Genomic DNA, 7675 nt, shown 5'->3' on the forward strand with positions numbered 1-7675 from the left:
GTGTGCGATGGATTCTGAGTACCTTTTGAAGGTTCTGGCGAGCCTTTATTGACGGGGATGTTCATGATTTTTCCGTGGCCCCCCTATGTGTCCCTCAAAAAGAAAAAACAAAATTATTTCAGAGCCTTAAGCAAACAATCACTCCCATCGAGCATTGGTGCTACGGAGAGCCTGCAAGAATGAGTCATGATATAAACACCCGTTTTTATGTTGCCAAGGTCGAGCGCAGCAGTACGCTCAAAAAATAAGTCGGGTATTGTATACCCAAGCACCTCTGGGTGCTAGTTTCAGCGAGAATGATTTGGTTGGCTGACTAGCCAAGTGCTTAGGAATACGCAGAAGTAATACGAATCTGTCATTCGTTGATTCATTCTGTGATGATTATTCCGCCTTCACACCACCACCGACTTGCTTTAATTCATGATTTTCGTTCTGATAGTGGGTAAAATGAAGCATTTCTAAACGAACTTCGTATAGAAATGATTTATCATAGAGCACGTCCGATAGTTATGGTGAAAGGTTTGAACCCAACAATCATTGAACAAATTGAAAGTATCTGCGCAGAGCGTGGAGTACGACTGACTCCGCAACGCCGACGCGTATTTGAACTCATTTGTTCTAATCGCCGCGCCTCAAGTGCGTATGAGCTATTGGAGCAACTAAAAGAGAGTGAGCCTCAGGCTAAGCCGCCCACTGTTTATCGAGCATTAGATTTTCTCCTAGAACAAGGCTTCATCCACCGAGTGGAATCGACAAATAGCTTTATTACTTGTTGTTCTTTCAATACTCAGCAGCACTTTTTCCAATTACTAATTTGCGATAAATGTGGTGATGTCGTTGAACTCGAAGATGAGACGCTGATATCCTTGTTAGCCGAAAACGCCGAGAAGCATGGATTCAAACTGACCAACCAAGTTATTGAAACTCATGGTGAATGCCAGGCCTGTTCCTCCGAGACGAAAGAAAAAGTATAGAAGAACGTTATGCGCGCTGAATTTGTAAACCCGTTTTTAGCTTCTTTAATGAACGTGCTAAAAACTATGGCTTCTCTTGAGCTGAAGCCACAAAAACCGCGAATCAAAAAAGATGAGATCGCACGAGGTGACGTTTCTGGTCTGATTGGTATGGTAGGCCCACAAACTCGTGGTTCAATGTCGATCACCTTTGATGAAGCACTCGCCCTAGAAATCATGCAGAACATGCTTGGTGAACGTCCAAATGGGCTCAATGAAGAAGTGACCGATATGGTGGGTGAGATCACCAACATGGTTACTGGTGGTGCGAAACGCATTCTGGCGGAAAGTGGTTTTGACTTTGATATGGCAACACCGGTTGTGGTTTCGGGCCGAGGTCATACGATTCGCCACAAGTGTGAAGGCTCAATTATTATCATGCCTTTCTCTTCCCAATGGGGAAATGCCTTTATCGAAATTTGCTTCGAATAAAAGAGAAAGAATAGGTTGGCACTGGCCAACCTATTTTGTTTTTGCCTCAGGCAATAAAAAGGTCAGCATTTGCTGACCTTTTCTTTATCTATTCAAACATTAAGCTTTGAACGCTTTAAATGCGTTGATTAGACCGTTTGTTGAGCTGTCATGCGAGCTGATTTGAGACTCGTCTGCAAGCTCAGGTAGGATTTGGTTAGCCAGTTGTTTACCTAGCTCCACGCCCCATTGGTCAAAGCTGAAGATATTCCAGATAACACCTTGTACGAAAATTTTGTGTTCGTACATTGCGATCAAGTTACCTAGCGTACGAGGCGTGATTTGCTTCACTAGAATAGAGTTTGTTGGACGGTTACCTTCAAACACTTTGAATGGCGCAATCGCTGCCACTTCTTCAGCATTCTTACCTACTTTCACCAACTCTTCTTTCACGGTTTCTTCATTTTTACCAAACGCTAGAGCTTCAGTTTGCGCGAAGAAGTTAGACATCAGTTTTTGGTGATGATCGCTAGCTGGGTTGTGGCTAATTGCAGGTGCAATGAAGTCACATGGGATAAGCTTAGTACCTTGGTGAATTAGCTGGTAGAACGCGTGCTGACCGTTGGTACCTGGTTCACCCCAAATGATTGGGCCAGTTTGGTAAGTTACAGCATTGCCGTCACGGTCAACGTATTTACCGTTTGACTCCATGTTACCTTGCTGGAAGTACGCTGCGAAACGGTGCATATACTGATCGTAAGGTAGGATAGCTTCTGACTCCGCACCGTGGAAGTTGTTGTACCAAATACCAATCAAAGCAAGAATCACTGGAATATTGCTTTCTAGATCTGTTGATACGAAGTGCTTGTCCATCTCGTGAGCACCATCAAGCAACTCAACAAAATTGTCGAAACCTACTGCTAGTGCAATTGATAGACCGATCGCAGACCATAGTGAGTAACGGCCACCAACCCAGTCCCAGAATTCAAACATGTTCGCTGTATCGATACCAAATTCAGACACGGCTGTCGCGTTTGTTGAAAGCGCAGCAAAGTGTTTAGCCACATGAGCCTGATCACCCGCAGATTCTAGGAACCAATCACGAGCAGTGTGCGCGTTAGTCATGGTTTCTTGCGTTGTAAACGTCTTAGACGCGATCAAGAATAACGTCGTTTCTGGGTTAACTTTCTTCAACGTTTCAACGATGTGTGTACCATCAACGTTAGATACGAAGTGAAGGTTTAGATGATTTTTGTATGGCGCTAGAGCTTCCGTCACCATGTAAGGGCCAAGGTCAGAACCGCCGATACCGATGTTCACAATATCAGTAATTGCTTTGCCTGTGTAACCTTTCCATTCACCGCCGATAACGCGCTCAGTGAATGATTTCATTTTTTCTAGAACCGCGTTCACTGCTGGCATTACGTCTTCGCCGTCTACCATAACTGGAGTATTAGCGCGGTTACGTAGTGCAGTGTGAAGAACAGCGCGACCTTCTGTTTGGTTGATCGCTTCACCACTGAACATCGCTTCAATTGCAGATTTCAGCTCGGTCTCTTTCGCAAGAGCAAACAGGTGCTTCAGAGTTTCCTCATTGATGAGGTTCTTTGAGTAATCGACTAGGATGTCTGAGCCGAAACGTGCAGAGTATTTGTCGAAACGCGCTGCGTCTTGAGCAAACAGCTCTTTAAGATCCATATCTTGTGCAGATTCGAAATGCGCCGTTAGCGCTTTCCAAGCTTGTGTTTGCGTTGGATTGATATTTTTCAACATGGTCTTTATCCCGATGTTACAGTAGGTTCCATTCCTTACAGTCTAGCGAAAACTGTGGAATCCCCGATTTAGCAAATAGAATATAAATTAGATGTTTGGGCAAATTGCCACAAAACAAGTCTTTGTAATTTTTTTTCAGGCGCCAATTATGACCGAGAGCTTTTACACTCACATTGAGTTAGGTCACGTTCCCTGCCCTGAAATTGAACAATTCATTTACGATGACAAGAATCATATCATTTACTAATGACAGGCTCTAATTGGAATAGGATAGACGCCAATTTATAAATTTCCAAAGGAACACGTATGTGGGCACAAAAAACACTGCAATTAAAAGCGAGAAGGCGCGGTTTTCACCTGATAACTGATGAAATTGAACAACAATTACCACAAATAAACGAACTTTCAGTAGGTTTATTACACTTATTTATTCAGCACACCTCCGCCAGTTTGACCTTAAATGAGAATGCTGATCCAACCGTGCGTATGGACATGGAAGCGCACTTCAATAAGTTTGTGCCAGAGCGTGCTCCTTATTATCAGCACACCTATGAAGGTGACGACGACATGCCGGCACATATTAAAGCATCACTGCTTGGCAGTAGTGTGACGGTACCAATCCAAAATGGTCGATTAGCTTTAGGAACATGGCAAGGTATTTACTTGGGTGAGCATCGAGACTTTGGTGGCGGCCGCCGCGTTATTGCTACGATTAACGGTGAGTAGATAAAACAAAGGCTAACCTTGGGTTAGCCTTTCGTTGTTTATTTGGAGTATTCCATCTCGACGCGAGGCGTTAGCTTAGTCACGAGTTCATACGCAATCGTACCAATGTGACCCGCCACTTCTTCTACTGGGAGCTCTTTCCCCCAAAGAATCGCTTCGTCGCTGACTTTATCCGTTGCGTCTGGTCCCAAATCGACCGTCAGCATATCCATGGAAACTCGACCTGCAATAGGTACTTTACGGCCATTAACCCACACCGGCGTACCGTTTGGAGCACTTCTTGGGTAACCGTCGCCATACCCTACAGCGATGACCCCAACTTTTGTATCTCGCTCACTGGTCCAAATACCACCATAGCCAACACTTTCGCCCTTCTTCACTTCACGTACCGCAATAAGGTGGGATTTAAGTGTCATGACAGGCTGATACCCAAGATCTTGCGCCGTTTTGTCATCGAATGGCGACACACCATACATGATAATACCCGGACGAACCCAATCTAAATGGCTTTGAGGCCATGCCAATAACCCCGCAGATGCCGCCAGTGAACGTTCCCCTTGGCAACCAGAAGTCAACGATTTAAACAGCTCAATCTGTTGTGGGGTAATATCGCTATCCAGCTCATCTGCACAGCCAAAGTGGCTCATGTAACGCAACGGTTTCGCTACATTTGGACACTCCTTCAGCCGCGTTACAAACTCGTCATATTGTTCAGGACGAACCCCAAGGCGGTGCATGCCACTGTCAATCTTCAGCCACACGACAACCGGAGTTTCAAGGTCTGCTTGCTCCAAGGCGATAAGCTGCTCTTCACAGTGCACCACGGTTTGGATGTTGTTCGTCACAAGAACAGGTAAATCACCAGGAGAGTAAAAACCTTCTAGCAATAGAATCGGCTTTACTACTCCACAAGCGCGCAGTTGCAATGCTTCTTCAATGCGAGCCACGCCAAACGCATCCGCATGGTTAGCATGTTTTGCGACATGACGTAATCCGTGACCATAACCATTGGCCTTGACGACAGCCATCACTTTACTTTGTGGCGCTTGAGCTTTTACGCGCTGTAAGTTGTGCTGCAACGCAGACAAATCAATGCACGCCTTGGCCGCTTTCATATAGCTCATGGGATTACTCATCATCAATATCGAATGCAGGACCCGCGTAGTTGTCGAAACGCGAATGTTGACCTTGGAAAGTGAGGCGAACAGAACCGATAGGACCGTTACGCTGTTTACCAATAATGATTTCGGCCGTACCTTTGTACGGACTATCTGGGTGATAAACCTCATCACGGTAGATGAACATGATCAAGTCAGCATCCTGCTCGATGGAACCGGATTCACGCAAGTCCGAGTTTACTGGTCGTTTATCCGCACGTTGCTCTAGGGAACGGTTTAGCTGCGACAGTGCCACAACAGGCACATTTAGCTCTTTTGCCAGCGCCTTAAGAGAGCGCGAGATCTCAGCAATCTCAAGAGTGCGGTTATCGGTTAACGAAGGCACGCGCATCAACTGAAGGTAGTCGACCATGATCATCGACAGACCGCCATGTTCACGAGCGATACGGCGAGCGCGCGAACGCACTTCGGTCGGAGTTAGTCCAGAGCTATCATCAATGTACATATTTTTCTTCTGCATCAGGATACCCATAGTAGAAGAAATACGCGCCCAATCTTCGTCATCTAGCTGACCCGTACGGATCTTGGTTTGGTCAACACGAGACAAAGAGGCCAACATACGCATCATCAACTGTTCAGCTGGCATCTCTAACGAGAAAATAAGTACGGGCTTTTCTTGTTGCATGGCTGCATTTTCACACAAGTTCATCGCAAAGGTCGTTTTACCCATCGATGGACGCGCAGCGACAATCACCAAATCAGAGCCTTGCAAACCTGCGGTTTTCTTATTGAGATCTGTGAAACCGGTATCGACCCCGGTAACACCATCTTGTGGCGTTTTATACAACAACTCGATACGTTCTAACGTCTTTTCGAGGATGTTGTCGACGTTTTGTGGTCCTTCGTTTTCACTAGTTCGAGACTCGGCGATAGCAAAAACTTTACTCTCCGCCATGTCTATTAAATCTTCAGAACTGCGACCTTGAGGGTCATAGCCCGCGTCCGCAATTTCATTCGCGACACCAATAAGGCCACGAACAATCGCGCGCTCAGCGACAATATCAGCATACGCATTGATGTTAGCTGCACTTGGCGTATTCTTCGCCAAGTCAGCAAGGTAAGCAAAACCGCCTACATCTTCTAACAACTCGTGACGCTCTAGATATTCCGATAAAGTAATAAGATCGAGAGGTTTACCCGCTTCAAGAATGGTTTTTACACCTTCAAAAATCAGGCGGTGTGGACGACTATAGAAATCACTGCTCACAACACGTTCGGCAACGGTGTCCCAACGTTCATTATCCAGTAAAAGACCACCAATTACTGATTGCTCGGCTTCTAGTGAGTGAGGTGGCACTTTGATTGCGTCGACCTGACTGTCTGAAGGTTTGCGATTTCTGTTTTCCGCCATGACTTTGCTCGATAACTACTATTGACCCACGATTATAACCTTAACCTAACTGAGATGCTTCCCCGAAGAGACAATTACTTGTTAAGAAATCATCATGTGAACCACCCGGGTAATAGCCTGGTTCTTCCGCCTAGCTCTAATAAAAATTAACCTACCATTGACCCAACCAAATATCTGTATCAGTATCATGCCCCTCCTTTTTGATTACGTTCGAGGTTGATGTGTCCCGATACTGGTTACTTAGCTTTAGCCTACTGTGCGCTAGTGCATCGTATGCTGACGAATCAGTACAGCCAGAGCAAAATATTGATGTACCCGACCCACTAAAAACCGAGGTGGAGTTCGGCTATCAAGCTCACACAGGTAACACGGACTCTCGTTCCCTGAATGCTCGTTTGAGTGCTGAATATACGTCAGGTCGACACCGTTCTAATGGTGAATGGAAGTACTACAACTTGTACAAAGACGGTGAAGAAGACAAACGCTCATCCACCTACTCCCTACAGAGTGACTACAAGTTAGGCCCTAAGACGTATTTGTATGGCAGCTTTAAAGGGGTGGATTCTCGCTACAGTGCTTATTTTAAAGACTATACGTTGTCAGGTGGTTTGGGTTACCAGTTCTCCTACACTGAGAACTTCATTTTAGAGGTAGAAGTAGGCCCTGGTTTTCGCTATCAAGAGCCAAACTTAGACGAAATAGATGATGACGATATTGTCTTTCCCGATATCGTTAGAGAAGGCATTTTTCGAGGAAATATCAACACAACTTGGCATGCGTTGGATAATTTAAGTTTCGCAGCTGATATTACGTTGGTAACAGGTAGAAGTAACACACGTACTGATAGTGAACTCAGTGTAACCAATGATATTACTGAAGATATTGCACTGAAACTGGCGCACTCTCGTCAGTATCACGATAAAGTGCCTGAAGGCTTAAGCAAAGCGGACAGCGTATTTTCCGTTAATTTACTTTTCGCTTTTTAACCCTTTTTCTCTCAGTTTTAGAAATAAAAAAAGCACCTCCGAGGAGGTGCTTTTTAGTATTTCGTCTTGATACTGAATTACTCAGCAGCAACAACTTGTAGGTTCACAGTTGCGAAAACTTCAGAGTGAAGTTGAACGCTGATCTCGAACTCACCAGTGTTACGTAGAGCACCTTCAGGAAGGCGAACTTCGCTCTTAGCAACTTCAACGCCTGCAGCTGTGATAGCGTCAGCGATG

General features: G+C 45.3%; 8 protein-coding genes. 4 read left to right on the top strand and 4 right to left on the bottom strand.

What is annotated here, in order from left to right:
• Nucleotides 1-509: 509 nt before the first annotated feature.
• Entirely contained in the window at nt 510-974 is a 465-nt protein-coding gene (gene zur, locus R7041_RS22000; RefSeq protein WP_005381268.1) for a zinc uptake transcriptional repressor Zur, read from the top strand.
• Nucleotides 975-983: 9 nt separating this feature from the next.
• Entirely contained in the window at nt 984-1445 is a 462-nt protein-coding gene (locus R7041_RS22005; protein ID WP_005381269.1) for a chemotaxis protein CheX, read from the top strand.
• Between the two features lie 99 nt (nt 1446-1544).
• On the opposite strand, the gene pgi is transcribed toward R7041_RS22005, so the two are convergent.
• On the bottom strand, nt 1545-3197 hold the full coding sequence (pgi, locus tag R7041_RS22010) for a glucose-6-phosphate isomerase (RefSeq protein WP_005381270.1): 1653 nt from the start codon (nt 3195-3197) through the stop codon (nt 1545-1547).
• Between the two features lie 306 nt (nt 3198-3503).
• Here pgi and R7041_RS22015 point away from each other — a divergent pair, with 306 nt between their 5' ends.
• Nucleotides 3504-3923 carry a secondary thiamine-phosphate synthase enzyme YjbQ gene (locus R7041_RS22015; protein WP_206949728.1) on the top strand — a complete coding sequence of 140 codons (420 nt, stop codon included), beginning with the start codon at nt 3504-3506 and terminating at the stop codon, nt 3921-3923.
• A gap of 38 nt (nt 3924-3961) precedes the next feature.
• Here the strand turns inward: R7041_RS22015 and alr are convergent, their stop codons facing one another.
• Complete coding sequence (gene alr, locus R7041_RS22020) at nt 3962-5038, bottom strand: alanine racemase (protein WP_031777284.1); 1077 nt, start codon at nt 5036-5038, stop codon at nt 3962-3964.
• 13 nt (nt 5039-5051) lie between these two features.
• Entirely contained in the window at nt 5052-6452 is a 1401-nt protein-coding gene (locus tag R7041_RS22025; protein ID WP_005382759.1) for a replicative DNA helicase, read from the bottom strand.
• A 221-nt stretch (nt 6453-6673) separates the two neighbouring features.
• On the opposite strand from R7041_RS22025, the gene R7041_RS22030 reads away from it, so the two are divergent.
• Nucleotides 6674-7438 carry a DUF481 domain-containing protein gene (locus R7041_RS22030; protein WP_005381276.1) on the top strand — a complete coding sequence of 255 codons (765 nt, stop codon included), beginning with the start codon at nt 6674-6676 and terminating at the stop codon, nt 7436-7438.
• A gap of 77 nt (nt 7439-7515) precedes the next feature.
• Here R7041_RS22030 and R7041_RS22035 read toward each other — a convergent pair.
• On the bottom strand, nt 7516-7675 hold a 160-nt coding region (locus R7041_RS22035; RefSeq protein ID WP_318128711.1), incomplete at its 5' end, for a 50S ribosomal L9 C-terminal domain-containing protein.

This window comes from Vibrio sp. 1751 (assembly GCF_033339895.1).
Taxonomy (GTDB): domain Bacteria; phylum Pseudomonadota; class Gammaproteobacteria; order Enterobacterales; family Vibrionaceae; genus Vibrio; species Vibrio alginolyticus.

Excerpts from the sequence above, each read along its gene's own strand:
- zur (WP_005381268.1), top strand. The coding sequence starts at position 510 with ATGGTGAAAGGTTTGAACCCAACAATCATTGAACAAATTGAAAGTATC.
- R7041_RS22005 (WP_005381269.1), top strand. The coding sequence starts at position 984 with ATGCGCGCTGAATTTGTAAACCCGTTTTTAGCTTCTTTAATGAACGTG.
- pgi (WP_005381270.1), bottom strand. The coding sequence starts at position 3,197 with ATGTTGAAAAATATCAATCCAACGCAAACACAAGCTTGGAAAGCGCTA.
- R7041_RS22015 (WP_206949728.1), top strand. The coding sequence starts at position 3,504 with ATGTGGGCACAAAAAACACTGCAATTAAAAGCGAGAAGGCGCGGTTTT.
- alr (WP_031777284.1), bottom strand. The coding sequence starts at position 5,038 with ATGAAAGCGGCCAAGGCGTGCATTGATTTGTCTGCGTTGCAGCACAAC.
- R7041_RS22025 (WP_005382759.1), bottom strand. The coding sequence starts at position 6,452 with ATGGCGGAAAACAGAAATCGCAAACCTTCAGACAGTCAGGTCGACGCA.